This is a genomic window from Nocardia goodfellowii, from assembly GCF_017875645.1.
In the GTDB taxonomy this organism is placed as follows: Bacteria; Actinomycetota; Actinomycetes; order Mycobacteriales; family Mycobacteriaceae; genus Nocardia; species Nocardia goodfellowii.
In genome coordinates, this window is record NZ_JAGGMR010000001.1 from 6,386,679 (window position 1) to 6,400,385 (window position 13,707).

General features: G+C 65.4%; 15 protein-coding genes. 7 read left to right on the top strand and 8 right to left on the bottom strand.

All coding sequences use genetic code 11. From position 1 onward, the window contains the following. Positions 1 to 40: 40 nt before the first annotated feature. Genes BJ987_RS29530 through BJ987_RS29545 form a run of 4 tightly spaced genes read left to right on the top strand, consistent with a single transcriptional unit; the run spans position 41 to position 4,308 of the window. Entirely contained in the window at positions 41 to 529 is a 489-nt protein-coding gene (locus BJ987_RS29530; protein WP_209896309.1) for a DUF1269 domain-containing protein, read from the top strand. Between the two features lie 28 nt (positions 530 to 557). Continuing rightward, on the top strand, positions 558 to 2,399 hold the full coding sequence (locus BJ987_RS29535; RefSeq protein ID WP_209896310.1) for a glycoside hydrolase family 15 protein: 1,842 nt from the start codon (positions 558 to 560) through the stop codon (positions 2,397 to 2,399). Further along, positions 2,396 to 3,772: an MFS transporter gene (locus tag BJ987_RS29540; protein ID WP_307869796.1), complete on the top strand. Its 1,377-nt coding sequence runs from the start codon at positions 2,396 to 2,398 to the stop codon at positions 3,770 to 3,772. The genes BJ987_RS29535 and BJ987_RS29540 overlap by 4 nt, the downstream gene beginning before the upstream one ends. Beyond that, positions 3,769 to 4,308, top strand: a complete 540-nt coding sequence (locus BJ987_RS29545; RefSeq protein ID WP_209896312.1) for a hypothetical protein — start codon at positions 3,769 to 3,771, stop codon at positions 4,306 to 4,308. Before BJ987_RS29540 ends, BJ987_RS29545 begins: the two co-directional genes overlap by 4 nt. Before the next feature lie 114 nt (positions 4,309 to 4,422). Here the strand turns inward: BJ987_RS29545 and BJ987_RS29550 are convergent, their stop codons facing one another. Both BJ987_RS29550 and BJ987_RS29555 read right to left on the bottom strand, forming a co-directional pair. Further along, positions 4,423 to 4,731 (bottom strand): hypothetical protein, encoded by a 309-nt coding sequence (locus BJ987_RS29550; RefSeq protein WP_209892829.1) that lies wholly within the window; start codon positions 4,729 to 4,731, stop codon positions 4,423 to 4,425. A gap of 60 nt (positions 4,732 to 4,791) precedes the next feature. Continuing rightward, positions 4,792 to 6,033, bottom strand: a complete 1,242-nt coding sequence (locus tag BJ987_RS29555; protein ID WP_209896314.1) for an oxygenase MpaB family protein — start codon at positions 6,031 to 6,033, stop codon at positions 4,792 to 4,794. Positions 6,034 to 6,557: 524 nt separating this feature from the next. On the opposite strand from BJ987_RS29555, the gene BJ987_RS29560 reads away from it, so the two are divergent. From BJ987_RS29560 to BJ987_RS29570, 3 genes are all read left to right on the top strand, one after another. Next, a complete protein-coding gene (locus tag BJ987_RS29560) occupies positions 6,558 to 6,773 on the top strand; it encodes a hypothetical protein (RefSeq protein WP_209896316.1) in 216 nt (71 codons plus the stop codon). Beyond that, a complete protein-coding gene (locus BJ987_RS29565; RefSeq protein WP_209896318.1) occupies positions 6,770 to 7,774 on the top strand; it encodes an oxygenase MpaB family protein in 1,005 nt (334 codons plus the stop codon). Before BJ987_RS29560 ends, BJ987_RS29565 begins: the two co-directional genes overlap by 4 nt. Positions 7,775 to 7,913: 139 nt before the next feature. After that, positions 7,914 to 8,669 carry a DJ-1/PfpI family protein gene (locus tag BJ987_RS29570; RefSeq protein ID WP_209896320.1) on the top strand — a complete coding sequence of 252 codons (756 nt, stop codon included), beginning with the start codon at positions 7,914 to 7,916 and terminating at the stop codon, positions 8,667 to 8,669. 17 nt (positions 8,670 to 8,686) lie between these two features. Here the strand turns inward: BJ987_RS29570 and BJ987_RS29575 are convergent, their stop codons facing one another. Genes BJ987_RS29575 through BJ987_RS29600 form a run of 6 tightly spaced genes read right to left on the bottom strand, consistent with a single transcriptional unit; the run spans position 8,687 to position 13,707 of the window. Then, positions 8,687 to 9,355, bottom strand: coding sequence for a hypothetical protein (locus BJ987_RS29575; RefSeq protein ID WP_209896322.1), 669 nt, complete (start codon positions 9,353 to 9,355; stop codon positions 8,687 to 8,689). Positions 9,356 to 9,401: 46 nt separating this feature from the next. Continuing rightward, a complete protein-coding gene (locus BJ987_RS29580; protein WP_209896324.1) occupies positions 9,402 to 10,589 on the bottom strand; it encodes a nitroreductase family protein in 1,188 nt (395 codons plus the stop codon). 1 nt (position 10,590) lies between these two features. Next, on the bottom strand, positions 10,591 to 11,307 hold the full coding sequence (locus BJ987_RS29585) for a class II aldolase/adducin family protein (RefSeq protein ID WP_209896326.1): 717 nt from the start codon (positions 11,305 to 11,307) through the stop codon (positions 10,591 to 10,593). A gap of 5 nt (positions 11,308 to 11,312) precedes the next feature. Then, positions 11,313 to 12,005 (bottom strand): dihydrodipicolinate reductase C-terminal domain-containing protein, encoded by a 693-nt coding sequence (locus BJ987_RS29590; protein WP_209896328.1) that lies wholly within the window; start codon positions 12,003 to 12,005, stop codon positions 11,313 to 11,315. After that, positions 12,002 to 12,265 (bottom strand): acyl carrier protein, encoded by a 264-nt coding sequence (locus BJ987_RS29595; RefSeq protein WP_209896330.1) that lies wholly within the window; start codon positions 12,263 to 12,265, stop codon positions 12,002 to 12,004. Before BJ987_RS29595 ends, BJ987_RS29590 begins: the two co-directional genes overlap by 4 nt. Beyond that, positions 12,265 to 13,707, bottom strand: coding sequence for a class I adenylate-forming enzyme family protein (locus BJ987_RS29600; RefSeq protein ID WP_209896332.1), 1,443 nt, complete (start codon positions 13,705 to 13,707; stop codon positions 12,265 to 12,267). The genes BJ987_RS29595 and BJ987_RS29600 overlap by 1 nt, the downstream gene beginning before the upstream one ends.

Consider the following 13,707-nt stretch of genomic DNA (forward strand, 5'->3'; position numbering starts at 1 on the left):
GCATCGAGTCGACAATCCGCCACCACACGAAGGAGACCCGATGACGGGAACATTGACCGTATGGAAGTTCGCCAGTGCCACCGGTGCCGACACCGCGGTTGCGACGCTGGAGGATCTGCAACGCCGTGAGTTGATCACGGTGCAAGACGCCGCGGTCGTCACCTGGCCGGAAGGCGCGAAGCGGCCCAAAACCCGTCAGCTGCACAGCCTCGCCGGTGTCGGCGCGCTCGGCGGCGCGTTCTGGGGCATGCTGTTCGGACTGCTGTTGTTCGTGCCACTGCTCGGCGCCGCGGTGGGCGCGGGGGTAGGCGCGATGTCGGGAGCGTTGGTCCATATCGGGATCGACGACGACTTCATCAAGAAGGTGCGCGCCACGCTCGCCCCGGGCACTTCGGCGCTGTTCGCATTGACCTCCGATGCCATTCTGGACCGGATCCACGACGAATTCCGCGGTCAGTCGGCCGAACTGGTCTCGACCAATCTGTCCCATGAGCAGGAAGCCACCTTGCGCGAGATTTTCGCCGCCTGAATCGCCGTCGTTGCTGGAAGGAGTGGTTATGAACGCATATCCACCGATCGCCGAGCACGGAATCATCGGTGATCTACAGACCGCGGCACTGGTTTCGTCCGCGGGCACGATCGACTGGTGGTGCAGCCCGCGATTCGACTCGCCGAGCGTTTTCGCGGCATTGCTGGACTCCGAGCGCGGCGGCCACTGCCGGCTGGCCGCGAGCCTGGACAGCGGCGAGATGACCGTGCGTCAGCTCTACCTCCCCGACACCGCTGTGCTGATCACCAGATTCATGGCGGCCGAGGGTGTCGGGGAGGTCATCGACTTCATGGATCCGATCCGGAGCCGCGACCCGACCGATCGGCACCGCTTGGTCCGGATCGCACGGGTGGTCCGCGGCAAATTGCCCTTCGAGTTCACCTGCCGGCCGCGGTTCGACTATGCCCGCGCACGGCACACCCGCACGGTGCCCGAGCCCCGCCGGGCGCTGTTCCAGAGCGCAGAGACCGACCTGCACCTGCAGGTCAGCGACCCGATCTCGCTGCACACCGACGGCGGTGACGTGTCCGCACGCTTCACCCTCGACGCCGGCCAGACCGCGATGATCGTGCTGACCTGCACCAGCGGCGGGGGTGCGGCGCCACCGCCGCCGGTGCGGGAGCAGATGCTGGCCGAATTCGAGGCCTGCCGCACGTTCTGGCAGTCCTGGCTGCGGACGTGCACCTATCGAGGACGCTGGCAGGACATGGTCAAACGCTCGGCAATCACGCTGAAACTGCTGACCTACGCTCCGACCGGCGCGCCGATCGCCGCCGCCACCATGGGCCTGCCCGAACAACTGGGCGGTGAACGCAACTGGGATTACCGCTACACCTGGATCCGGGACGCGTCGCTGTCGATCCGGGCACTGCTCGACCTGGGTTTCACCGAGGAAGCGGCCGCATACCGCGATTGGTTGCGTGATCGACTGGCGGCCGGGCCCACCGCCTCCGGTGAACCACTGCAGATCATGTACCGGGTGGACGGCGAGCCCCGGCTCGAGGAGGAGATCCTCACGCATCTGGCGGGCTATCGGAACTCGAGTCCGGTGCGGCTGGGCAACGCCGCGGCTGATCAGGTCCAGCTCGACATCTACGGCGAGGCCGCCGACGCGCTGGCTCAATTCGGCGATCTCGGCGAGATCGCGGGCTGGCTCGCGTTCGCCGAACTTCTCGACTGGCTCGCCGACAACTGGGACCGACCCGACGAGGGAATCTGGGAAACTCGCGGCGGCCGAAAGCATTTCACCTACAGCCGGTTGATGACGTGGGTGGCGTTCGAACGCGGAATCCGAATGGCCACGGCTCATGCCCGCCCCGGCGACCTGAACCGCTGGACCCGAGAACGCGACGCGGTGTTCGCCCAGATCGTGGAGTGCGGCTGGAGTAGTAGCAGGCAGGCTTTCGTCCAGCACTTCGACGGCGACGTGCTGGACGCCTCGCTGCTACTCATGCCCCGGATGGGTTTTCTGTCGCCGCGGGATCCGGCCTGGCTGAGCACGCTCGACGCCATGGACGCCGAACTCGTCAGCGACAGTCTGGTCTACCGCTACGACCCTGCCGCGGCGCCGGACGGCCTGGGCGGCACGGAGGGCACCTTCAACCTGTGCAGCTTCCTCTACGTCGAAGCGCTCGCCGCCTCGGGCCGAGTCGACCAGGCCCGCTACGCCTTCGACAAAATGCTCACCTACGCCAACCATGTCGGCTTGTTCGCCGAGGAGATCGGACCCTCTGGTGCACAGCTGGGCAACTTTCCCCAGGCCTTCACTCATCTGGCCTTGGTGGCCGCCGCCATCGCCCTCGACGAGCGGCTAGATCGCGACGAGTCCGATGACGCCGGCGCACCGTGACCCGGCCGCGCGGCGTCCTCATACCCCTCGCGCTGGCACAATTCATCTGCAGCTTCGCCGGCTCGAACATGAACGTGATGATCACCGACATCAGCGCCGACCTCGACACCACGGTGCACGGCGTCCAGCTGACGATCACCTTGTTCCTCCTGGTGATGGCGGCGTTGATGATTCCGGGCGGCAAGCTCACCGACCGCTACGGACGCAAACGCTGCTTCGTCGCGGGCCTGGTCGTATACGGTTGCGGCGCTCTGATCGCCGCTCTCGCACCGGCTTTGGGTGTGCTGATGCTGGGCAACTCGATCCTCGAAGGCATCGGCACCGCGATGCTCATCCCGCCCGTCTACATCCTGGCCACGGTGTTGTTCACCGAATCCGCCTCCCGCACCAGAGCTTTCGGCGCCATCATGGCCATGGGCGGAATCGGCGCCGCCGCCGGTCCACTGATCGGCGGGCTGATCACCACCGCGATCAGCTGGCGCGCGGCCTTCCTGTTCCAGGTGCTGATCGTCATCGTGATCCTGATCTCCACCCGGCATATCGTCGACCCGATCCCTCCGGCCCCGAAGCGCCCGTTCGATATTCGCGGCGCGGTCTGGTCGGCCACCGGGCTGGTCCTGCTCGTCGCGGGCATCCTCGCCGCGGACGACGGCCTGTGGTTGACACTTGCCTTGCTGGCGGCGGGCGCGGTGGTCCTGGCGATCTTTTTCGCCGGTGTCCGCGCAGCCGAACGCGCAGGGCGCGAACCGCTGCTGTCCACACGACTGTTCGGCGACCGCACCGCCAACCTCGGGCTCGTCACCCAGAACATCCAGTGGCTGGTCCTCATGGGCACGTCGTTCGTGGCGGCCGCCTACCTCCAGGTCGCACGCGGATACAACGCCATCGAAACCGGCGTCATCTTCACCGCGGCCACCGCCGGTATGCTGGCCACCTCACTGTCGGCCGCATGGCTGGCCCGCCGCTGGTCGCGGCGCACCCTCATCATGGGGGGCTTCGTCCTGACCGTCGCCGGCATCGCGGTCCTGCTGGGCCTGGCCGAATTCGCCCTCGGCCCCTGGGGATTCGCCCCCGGCCTCCTGCTCATCGGCCTCGGACTGGGGATGATGCTCACCCCCTCGGTCGACATCGTCCAATCCGCCTTCGGCGAACAACTCCAAGGCGAAATCTCCGGTCTCTCCCGCAGTGTCTCCAACCTCGGATCCGCCGTGGGCACCGCTTTGGCAGGCACCATCCTGATCTCCGCCCCCAGCGGACACTCCTACGCCACCGCGATGATCACGCTGGTAGTCCTCGCCGCCGTCGGGTTGTGCGCCGCCACCGCGCTACCCCGCACCACCGAGTCGATGACCCCGAGGCGGGACCCGGGGTGAACGCGCCCACCACTACCCGGCTGCTACACGGCCCGTTGTTCTCGCGGCGAGCCCCGCTGGACCGCGACAATGCCACGAGCCGGATCAGCGCCTACATCTACGGCAACATCCTCGTGCTCACCGCCCTCGTGCCCGTGGTCACCGCCGCGAAACACCTCGGAATCCTCGTGGTACTCGGCACTTCCGTGTCCACCTTCGCCGCCCATGGTTTCGCCGAAGCCGTCGCCCGCACCGTCCGCGAACAGCGCGGCACCACCGGCACCGACCGCATCCGCCACCTACGCAACTCCGTACCGATCCTCAGTTCCGCGGTCCTGCCCTGCGTCGTCCTCACCGCCGGTTGGCTGGGCTGGTTCTCACCACGCACTGCCCAGATCCTCGCCGAACTCGCCGTGCTGATCCGCATCGGTGGCATCGTTCTCGTCGTCGGCCATCTCCGCGGCGAATATCCCACCCGTGCCTCAGTGGTCACCGGGGTGCTGCTCACTCTCGCCGCCGGCGGCGTCGTGCTCGTCAAAATCGCTCTCACCCACTGAGTTCGATGTACGCACCGAACAGCAATCACGGGGATGGCTTCCGCCGCACGGTGCGACGATCGCGAAGTCCCTGTCACCTGGGTCCAGGGGCGCCATGAACAGCTGGGTCACGAGTCAGCGAGTGGTGCATGGGCTCGGCAGTCCCGAGCCGGTGGCGAGATCACAAATGCCGCCGGTCAGCGCTTGCAGCGGCGTGACAGCCAGCAGCACCAGCAGGCCGATGACGTTGCCCTGCTGGAACAGCCACACCGCCGAACGCGCGGCAGCCGAACCGGAATCAACAGCCGCCGAACCCGTTTCGTCCGCGACGGTGGTGACCGGCGGTGGGGTGAAAGCGACCGGTTCGGCCTGGGCCGACGCGGCCGCGGTCACAAGGGTCGTCGCAGCAGCCGAAGCCACGGCAAGCCGGAGAGTGGTACGCATCATCGCGCTCCTAATAAAAGAAATGTCCAGAGCCATAGAGGAAAGTGCGAAGCAAACCGTTCAGCGTGGCGGCTTGCTCATATCCCGATTCATCGTCGGGATCTCGATACTGATCGGCATCTGAAGCTCCGCCAAATAAATCAAAGCAGCCTGACGAAGAAACTCATCGAACAACCAATACGCATCCGGCGCCAGCGGAACCACCGGCAACAACCCCTCACGCACCGCGATAAACGGACCCCAACTCACCCGCAACAACGGATCCCACAACAACTCCCGCGGAATCCGCAACTCATCAGCGATCCGATCACCCAACAGAAAACGAGTAAACGAACCCAACACCGGCTTACTCAACACCGCGAAATCCAAATTCACACCCAACCGCAACAACCGATCCGCCAGCACCGCACCCTCCGGCGTCACCGCGATAATCGGATCCAGCACCTGCGCCGCCTGAGCATTCGCCTCCGGCCACGAATTCGGAATATACTCATCCCGAATCCCCAACATATGCCCCGCCACCTGCCACGAATGCAGAAACGCCTCCGACTCATGGGCCGGCATCGGCACCCCCCACGCCGTCAAATGCTTCATCACCGTCGTCGGCAAACTATGCCACGTCACCATCATATCGTTCTGACTGATCGGCACACCCTCCTGCGCCACACTCGCCCAATGCGGCGACCGCGGCAACAAATTACGCACCGCCGCATGCACCAACCGCGTCTTCACACACGTCACCACCATCTCCCCATCCGCCCCATACGCATTATGAGTACCGATGTCATACCCCAGCTTCGCGGTCTTGGTGATCCGATCCTTCAAATCATGACCCCCCTTCGAGTAATACACCGCCCGAGCCTCTTTCGGAATCACCGTGCTCATCATCCCGCTCGCCAACCCATACAACACCCCCAAATACAAACCCCGCTTCTTGTTGAACTGCACCGCCGTCGCCAACTTCCCCTGATCAGTCCACTGCGGCAACCGACGCGCATACTCCATGAAATCCCGCAACTCCGAAGGCAACCCCTCCGGCAACGGCTGACCATTCCTGGTCCACGTCCGCAACAACGCATTCACCCCCGGCACCTCACCGCGATCGATCAAACCACCCACCAACTCATCAACCTCCGGATCCCACACCCCCATCGGATCCAACCCATCACCCACCCCCGCCACCGAACCCTGCGGCGACCACGACCACGGCTCAGCCCGCGCCGGAACCATCACCGCCATCGCCCCGAACGCACCCAACACCCCACTGGCCTTCAACGCACTCCGCCTGCTGAGACTGTCCATGTCTTGACTACTCCTCGTTGAGCCGGGACCCTCGATCAGGTGCCCGCCATGCATGATGCAGTGTAAGAATTTCGAGTAACTTAACACTAGACTGACACTTTGTCAGTAGCTTCCGTCAACAGGCTCTTGCGAGTTCCAGCCCGGTTCATACCCTGGTAGCCACCCTCTGCATGAGAAGGCGATAAGAGAATTAGTAGTCACTTCGTAGCGCATCTCGCCACGGAACTCGCGCCGCCAGCGCACCCTCGCCCCGATCAGATCCTTGCCGCCGCAGCGGCACCGCAAGCCGATGACATCACCACGCACAGCGAGGCGAACGAAACGCGGCGTCGGATCCGCACGCTTACGAAGCACCCGCCGCGGCACCCAGACTGCCTGGATATGTGAACACTCAGGCACATACCGTCCCGAAAAGCGGTACCTTCCACGGTTGTTGTCGAAGATACTCCTGACATCTCGCGGAATGATCAGTAACATAGACCCTACGTTTCGACTGCACGCCGACCTGGGGAAGGAGCTACTCGATGACGGGCAGAGCAGATGAACTGCCGCGTCCGGCGGCACCGATCGGCCCGATTCCCCGGTGGCTCAACCGGATTCTCAGTGTGGAACTGACGGTCTTCGAGTTCGTCGGCTTCCTGATCCTTGCCCTGGGCGCGCTCGCGGCCACCCGGCTCACTTGGACCGGTTGGCGGGCGATGTACCGGGCAAGAGCACTATCGAGAAAGGACCCCAAATGACCACGGCAGCAACGACGCGGGAGCCGAACTACGATGACCCCCACAGTGATTCGTACGTCCGGGAGGAAGCGACCCCGGTTCGGCGACCTCAGCAGGCCGAGGCGGCGCAAGCGGCAGAACCGGGAATTCTGCCTCCACTGACCCTGGAGCAGGTCCGCATCCCCATCCCCGACACCTACCGGTTACCACGGAAGCGGCCCGCGAAATTGGCGGACTCACTGGACTTCTGGATGTTCGCCGGTGCCGCGGCCAATGTGGCCATGCAGTTCTCCCACCCCGGAGTGGCCGCCGGCGTCATGGAGAGCACCGTGGAGTCGGGCGCTCTGATGGTGCATCCGTGGAAGCGGCTGCGAACCACCGCGGCGTATCTGGCGGTGGCGATTCTCGGCACGCCGGAGGAGAAGAAGGAATTCCGCGAGGCCGTCAACGTCGCGCACCGGCAAGTCCGTTCGAGGCCGGATTCGAAGGTGAAGTACAACGCCTTCGACCGCAACCTGCAGTTATATGTAGCGGCGGCGATCTACATCGGCTTCGAGGACAGCCACCAGTTGATCCACGGCAAGATGACCCCCGACGAGCTCGAAGCCTTCTATCAGGGTGCCGAGACCTTCGGCACCACCTTGCAGGTACATCCGGATATGTGGCCGAAGACCCGGGCCGATTTCGACGAGTACTGGCTCGAAGCATGCCGCCAGGTCGTCGTCGACGATGACTTCCGCGCCTACATCAACGATCTCCTCCATCTGCGCATGATCGCCTTCCCGCTACGGCTGATCTTCGCGAACCTGCTGAAGTTCCTGACCATCGGATTTCTACCGCAGCACTTCCGCGACCAGATGGGTGTGGAGTGGTCCGAAACCGATCAGCGTCGGTTCGAGCACCTGTTCCTCTTCGTGGGTTTCGTCAACCGCTTCATCCCCAAGTTCATCCGCTTCGCCGGAACCAAGTCGATGATGCGGGATGTCCAGCGCCGAATCCGCAAACAGAAAGCACTCATCTGACCGACCTCACGCGTCCGTGAAGTCTCGACGGCGGCGCCCGGCGGTTCATCCGGGCGCTGCCGTCGCGGTCCGCGGACTACTGCCGGTAGTGGCAATCGTCCTCCTGCAACAGGTTTCGACGAGGCGGGGAGAACACGCTATGCAGATTGCGATACTGGTGTATCCGGGAATGACCGCGCTGGACGCGGTCGGGCCGTACGAGGCGCTTCGATTCATACCCGGCGCGATCGTGCGATTCGTCTGGCACCGGCCCGGACCGATTCTCGCCGACAGCGGCGTCTTGGCGCTCGGTGCCACCCATTCGCTGGCGGAGACGCCGAAACCCGATATCGTCGTAGTGCCTGGTGGGCCCGCTGCGATCGTTGTCGCCGCGGACCCGGCTGTGCTCGCCTGGCTACGCCGCGTCCACGAAAACACCCAGTGGACAACGTCGGTTTGTACCGGCGCGCTCATTCTCGCTGCCGCCGGGCTACTCGACGACAAGCCGGCCACCACGCATTGGGCCGCGCAGCGGGCTCTCGCACAGTTGGGAGCACGCCCACAGCGCGATCAACGCATCGTGCGGTCCGGCCGCATCGCGACCGCGGCGGGTGTCTCGGCCGGCATCGATCTGGCCCTGTGGCTGATCGGCGAGTTGTGCGGACCCGAACGTGCGCAGGCGGTGCAATTGGATATCGAGTACGACCCGCGCCCGCCCTACGACGCCGGCCATCCGGACAAAGTATCGCCGGCGGTGCGGCGTATGGCATTGAGTGATCAGTTGAAGCTGGTTCCGACCTCCGGAATGATTGCCGAGATCGCCTGTTCGTTGCCAGTAGTGATGTGGGGGAACGTATTACGGCGGATACGAGGACGCCACGCCCAGCCGATCGAGGTCGCCGCCCACGAGCCTTAGGTCCCACGTCCGCAGGTCTACTCGCCGCCACGGGGCCTGTCCCAGGCGCCGGAGTGTGACATTTCGTCCAGGCCCGGAGGTATCCAGCGGACCGGGGTCACTCGGCGCCCGTAGCCGATATCGACAGGTGTTGCGATGTGCCAGCGCAGAACTCGCAGCATCTCCAGCATCTGCGTGGCCTTCGCCTCGCCATACACCGGAAGCTGTTCCCGCGCGGACATTTTCATCACGCGCCGCATCAGCACGGCCCCGCCGCCGAGGGTGACCGATCCGGCGTAGTAGGCGTAGATATGCGGATGTGTGGGTTGTTCGGCCTCGGCGGCCAACGCCATCCGGGCCGACTGCACTGTCCGCGACCACCCGAGAAGCACCATGGCCGGTAGCCGGAAAAACACAGTCCACCAGGGGAATCCGCGCGACGTCCGACGGTAGGCTATGGCGACGGCGGATACGTCGCGGCGCTCATCGTAAGTCAGCGCCAGGTACCCGCGGAGAACGACCGCGATGGTGATTTCGCACCGAAAGATCCAGTACAGCGCGCGGTCGGCACGCTTCGAGCGGCGTGGCCGCAATTCCACCCACACCGGATCGGTGGTGAACGCCTGCGCCAGGACCCGCGCCGCCTGCCGACGCGCGGCACGAGGCACACTACGGGCGGGCGCTATCGGTTCGGTGACCGTCTTCATCTCGGAAAGCCTTCCAGCGCAATGGGTTCGGTTACTGTTGTCGGGTTCATCCGTGCGCTCCTGGATACAGCGCGTCGCGCTTGGTGCCGCCGCTCGATCGGCCCAGACCGAGCAGATACAGAGCCTGTTGCCCCGGCACCAAGGCGCGGTTCCAATACTCCGGCTCAATCCCGCCGATACCGGTGACCGCCACCGCGTTTCGGGTCGCACTCAGGTACACGGCTTGCCCTATGACGCCGGCGGCGACCAATAGCGCCTGCCGCCGCTGGTCGATTGTCTGCCCGTCGCCGCGAGGCACGCTGATGACGATGAACGCATCAGCGTCGACGAGCTGCTCCTGACCTCCCAGGCCGGTCAAGAGATCCCCGTCGGGCAAACGCTCGCCGATTCCGGCCCTGCTGAGGACCTGTACGCCGGGCCACTGCAAACCCACCTGGGTGAGCACACAGTTCGCGGCGGACATGGCCGCATGAACGACATCTGTCAAGATGTCCGTGCCGGCGCCGGCGCTCAGTGCGGCGGCCGACCGGCGCGTGGCCACGAAACCGTGCGGATCCCACGGCAGGTGCCGCACCCTGTCGAAGCGGACGGGGTCTTCGGGCCCGGCCGGACTTATCCGAGCCGCCCACTTCTCGAACGCCGTTCGCCCGGCTTGGATTTGGGCGTCCGCGACCCGGACGAGCCGCCACTCCCCTGTCGTTTCCGGCAGTGCGGCCGAAGGCGGAACGTGACCGACAGCGAGGAGGTCGCCCATTATCTCCGCACGCGGCGGGTTGACGACGGCCGGGCCGGCGACGCGCTTCGGGCTGCCCGGAGCGGAATGCATCAGGGCGAGATTGAACACCGCATGGCCGCAGTCGAGCAGGTGATAGAGATAGCCGCGCGGTCCGTACTTGCGCATGGACAGCCACGGCCGCCCGACGAGCAGGCAGTGATAGCCCGCCGCGTCGAGGGGAAATTCGTCCGCCACTCCTACCACCGCTTGCCGGCGGGCCAGATCCAGCACGGCGAGCGAACCGGAATCGGTGGGGGTGAGCAAAATTTCGTAGGGGTAGGTGGCGCCGGCAGACGGTACCCGCCTGGCCTGAGAATCGCCGCCGCGACCGATCATTCGTTCGATCTGGACGGCCGCGTCGGCCAGCGGGCCGGTCAGCGGTTCGATCCGGGCTATCGGACGGGCGACCGGATCGATGAGATCGTTCCAGGCCATCGGCGCAATCGCTATGGAACTCACGTCAGGTCCAGCTTTCGATGTCGGGGTGCTCCCGCCGGACCCGTCGGTTGGTGTGCTCCCAGTAGGAGCGGACCGAGAGATCGGCGAAAATGTAGTCGCGCTTGGCGATCACGTCGATGGCATTCGACACCGAGTAGGTGCGACCCGACGCCAGCGCGTCGAGCTGCAGACGGCACGCGCGTTCCAGCATGAGTGCGAAGACGACCGCATGGCGGACACTCCGGCCGGCGATGACACTGCCGTGGTTCACCAGGAAGACCGCGACGCCTTCGCCGAGACTTTTCGCGATCGCCGCGCCGACCTCGATGGTCAGCACCGTATTGCTGGTGTCCCGAAATCGGTGCACCGCACCGGCGAGCAGTGCCCCCTCGTGGCTCAGCGGCTCGAGTTCGGCATCGAGCGCACCGAAGACCAGCCCGGCCGGGGCGTGCGAGTGCACGATGCCGCCGATCTCCGGGCGAGCGGCGTAGATGGCTTGGTGCAGCGGCAATTCCGGCGGCGCCTTGGCGGCTACGGGTGCGGCCGGATCGACGACAGCAGCGACGAAGTCCGCCGGAGTGACCTCATCGAAACCGGTGAGCGCACCCTTGATCGTGAATTCTCCGGCTCCCGGGCGACGGCAGGAAATCTGCCCCTGATTGAAATCGTCGTGCCCGCCCGCGGACAGCGCACGTGCGCCGACGCAGGCTTGGACGACGAGTGCGGCAAGCCCCGGCATAGTCGTCACTCTCCTTCGTGCTGTTCGGTGATTCGTGCGTAGAGTTCGTCGGCGGTGTGATAGCCCGGCCCGGCAGTGGCCAGTTGCGCGGCCATCCGGAGTGCGTTCTTCGCGGCCGACTGCAGGTCCCGAACCGAATGGGTGATCTCGAAGGTCTCGCCGCCGACCGCGAACAGCACCCGGTGATCGCAAACCCGCACGCCGAACCGTTCGGAGATCACCTGGGCCGATGGGCCCAAGACCGCTGCCAGCCGCCGTGCCGTCGCCGAGGGTGCGTCCTGCTTGGCGGCGGTGTGCCGGTCGATCACGGTGATCTCGGCATCCAGGTCGAGCGCTGCGGCGAACCGGCCGGACAGCTGCACCGCCTGCGTCTGAATCCATTGCAGCGGGCTGAGATTCGCGATCCACGCCACCGGGATTTCGGCCCCTAACGCGCGCAGGTTCTCGAGGTCGTTCGGCGACGGATCGGAGACGCAATACAGCAGGGCGCTGCCGTGGCCGCGGCAGAAGTCGATCGTGTCGGCGAGGGCGGCGGGGCGGCTGGCATCGACCACTACCGCCGGCCGTCCTCCGCCCGAACTCCAGCCCGCGCTCGACGCACTCACCACAATCGGGACGTCGCCGTCCGCGCAAGCTTGCCGGATTGCCGTGCCCAGACGCCCGGTGACGCCGACGATGCCGATCCCGTCGATCTTCACTCGATCCCCTGCTTGCGCAGATAGCCGACGATGAGTGCCGCCGTCCGCATCGAATCCAGATCGTTTTCGAGATCGATCTCTATGCCGTAGGTGATTTCCAGGGCATCGACCAACCGCAGGAATGACAGTGAGGTCATACCCGCTTCGGCGAAAGTGTGTTCCGACCGGTGTGCGGTTTCGGCGTCGATGGTGCCGTCAGTGGCCGTGGCCACCAGCTCGGCCACGGCGCGGGTAACTTCTTCGGTGCTGCTGTGCGCCATCAGGACGCCTCCTCGGCGGGTGCGAATACTGCGGTGAGCAGGTCGATGACTTCGGCCGAACGAACCTTGCCGGTACTTCCGCGCGGCAGTTCGGGTACCACGACGACCACTTCCGGTACTTGGAATTCGGCGAGCCGAGCACGCAGATATGTCTTCAGCGCGCTCACCTCCAGGGCGGATTCGGCGGCCACCAGCGCGCCCACGCAGTCACGACCGCTCGGTGTCGTGAGTTGCGTGACGTGGCAGTCGACGACGCCGGGATAGGCGCGGATGGGGTCGCGCACGGTTTCGATGCTGAACTTGCGCCCACCTATGTTCAGGCCCGGTCGCACCCGACCGGTAAGACGCAGTCGCCCGGCGGTGAATTCACCCGTGTCGGAGGAGATGTAGCAGCCGTCGGCGGCCACGGCTCGCTCGAGTTCGCCCGGATAGTTGAGATATTTGGTCCCCATCGACTCGGTGCGCACATGCAGCACCGGAATTCCGTCCGTTTCGCGCGGCGCTACCCGCAGCGTCACGCCGGGCAGCGGTCTGCCGTGGGAGCCGCGCCGCGGCTCGGGATCGAAAGTGACCGGCCCGGTTTCGGCGATGCCGTAGTAGTCACACACCGGGCCTGACAGCGTTTCCACTGCCGCGGCAACGGTATCGGACAGCGCGGCGGCGGAGGACAACCGTAACCGGATGCCCGACAAAGCTTTTCGCAGCGTCTGATCGGTGTCCCGTACGGGATAGGCGGCAAGCCGTTCGTAGGCCGCGGGAAAGGCGACCAGGATACTCGGCTCGCTCGCGCCGATGTGCCGAAGGATCGCGCCCCCGGTGGGAAGGGTGCTGGGCAGCACCATGGCGGCTCCGGTCAGCAGGCCCGGTATCAGTGTGGTGTTGAAGGCCAGGCCGTTGTATACGCCCGCGAAGCAGAGGATGCGGTCGCGTGCGGTCAATCCGACCGCCGAGGACCAGGTGGAGGCGGCGTTCAGCACCGCCGCGGCCGAGAACTCGATGCAGGCGGGGGTACGTGTCGATCCTGAAGTCAGGCGGCATACTTCGGTGTCCGATGCTGTCTCGGGTCTCGGCCCGTCGAATCCGGTGCGATGCAACCAACTCCGATCATCGAGCGGTGTGGTACCGGCCGATTCGGTGATCACCGCGTCGATTCCGCAATCCTGGACCAAGGTGTCGATGTCGTGCGGCGTCGAGCTCGGATCAGCGAGGATGGGCAAGGATCCGTGCCGCCACACCGCCAGCAAGCTCGAGATGTAGCCGGGGTGGTTCTTGGTGGCCAGCAATATGCGGGCACCGCCGGAGCGGAGTACCTCGTCGAGCAGCTTCCGTTTGACCGAATGCTCCGCCAGCAGATCTCCGAAGCTGCGCGCCGCGGGCCCCGCGCCGACCAGCGTTCCAGGGTGCCGTCGCATCGCGGCGACGACACTCTCGTACAACAACAT

Coding starts and splice junctions, on each gene's coding strand:
- BJ987_RS29570 (WP_209896320.1), top strand. CDS start 7,914: ATGCAGATTGCGATACTGGTGTATCCGGGAATGACCGCGCTGGACGCG.
- BJ987_RS29550 (WP_209892829.1), bottom strand. CDS start 4,731: ATGCGTACCACTCTCCGGCTTGCCGTGGCTTCGGCTGCTGCGACGACC.
- BJ987_RS29535 (WP_209896310.1), top strand. CDS start 558: ATGAACGCATATCCACCGATCGCCGAGCACGGAATCATCGGTGATCTA.
- BJ987_RS29575 (WP_209896322.1), bottom strand. CDS start 9,355: ATGAAGACGGTCACCGAACCGATAGCGCCCGCCCGTAGTGTGCCTCGT.
- BJ987_RS29585 (WP_209896326.1), bottom strand. CDS start 11,307: ATGCCGGGGCTTGCCGCACTCGTCGTCCAAGCCTGCGTCGGCGCACGT.
- BJ987_RS29560 (WP_209896316.1), top strand. CDS start 6,558: ATGACGGGCAGAGCAGATGAACTGCCGCGTCCGGCGGCACCGATCGGC.
- BJ987_RS29555 (WP_209896314.1), bottom strand. CDS start 6,033: ATGGACAGTCTCAGCAGGCGGAGTGCGTTGAAGGCCAGTGGGGTGTTG.
- BJ987_RS29595 (WP_209896330.1), bottom strand. CDS start 12,265: ATGGCGCACAGCAGCACCGAAGAAGTTACCCGCGCCGTGGCCGAGCTG.
- BJ987_RS29530 (WP_209896309.1), top strand. CDS start 41: ATGACGGGAACATTGACCGTATGGAAGTTCGCCAGTGCCACCGGTGCC.
- BJ987_RS29600 (WP_209896332.1), bottom strand. CDS start 13,707: ATGTTGTTGTACGAGAGTGTCGTCGCCGCGATGCGACGGCACCCTGGA.
- BJ987_RS29565 (WP_209896318.1), top strand. CDS start 6,770: ATGACCACGGCAGCAACGACGCGGGAGCCGAACTACGATGACCCCCAC.